This is a genomic window from uncultured Vibrio sp. (genome assembly GCF_947488985.1).
Classification (GTDB): domain Bacteria; phylum Pseudomonadota; class Gammaproteobacteria; order Enterobacterales; family Vibrionaceae; genus Vibrio.
In genome coordinates this window covers 1-864 of record NZ_CANLBV010000251.1, presented here as the reverse complement: position 1 = coordinate 864, position 864 = coordinate 1, and the positions used below count along the sequence as shown (strand labels likewise).

Annotated in this window: 1 protein-coding gene; it reads right to left on the bottom strand. The window is 48.1% G+C overall.

The genetic code is table 11. The annotated features are described in order from the left end of the window. Window positions 1–129 precede the first annotated feature (129 nt). Complete coding sequence (locus tag Q1A70_RS20190; protein ID WP_299695824.1) at window positions 130–714, bottom strand: YhgN family NAAT transporter; 585 nt, start codon at window positions 712–714, stop codon at window positions 130–132. Window positions 715–864 lie beyond the last annotated feature (150 nt).

Here is an 864-nt window from a genome sequence, read left to right as displayed (position 1 = left end):
TAGACTAACGGTTCTCGCTCGACTGAGCCCGTAGAGGACTTTCACCTCCTAGATCAACGCCATGCTCGGCGCACGAAACAAAAACGCCGCTCAGTTGAGCGGCGTTTTTATTGCACTATGATCCCAACGCTAAGCCATATAAGCCTTAACACCATCTAAGAACATTTGCGTCGACAGCATCACCAGCAACAAGCCCATTAAGCGCTCTACCGCTCTAAGCCCTCTCTCACCCATAACTCGCAAGAAGAAGCCATTGAACATCAGGATAAAGAAGGTTGCGCCCCAAGCCAGCATCACCGCAGCCGAAAGCTCCAGCATGTTGTCTGGGTGCTGTGTCGACAGCAGAATTAACGCCGCAATCACTGATGGACCAGCAATCATTGGGATCGCCATCGGCACAATAAATGGCTCTTCCCCCGCAGCTAACCCGGTAATGCTGCCAGCACTCGGGAAAATCATCTTAATCGCGATAATAAAGAGAATAATACCGCCAGAGATACTCAAGGTTTCCGGCTGCACGTGCAAGAAGTTCATGATGCTTTGGCCCGCAAACAAGAACAACAGCAAGATAACCAGTGCGAACATCAGTTCACGAATCATGACAATACGGCGACGCTTAGGGTCAATGTGCTTAAGAATAGAGAGTACAATTGGCAAATTACCAAGCGGATCCATAATCAGGAACAACATGGTCGCTGCAGATAAAATTTCCATACGTTTGTCTCAAAAAGCGTCAGTGCGCGGAGTATAGCAGCCTCAACATTAATTTTCGAATACAGCAACAAACTTAGGGCGTGTTGATCTTTCGAGCTGATTTTTGCAGCGAGTTGCTGGGTATTTATACAAGGCAGAGGCGTCGATGTG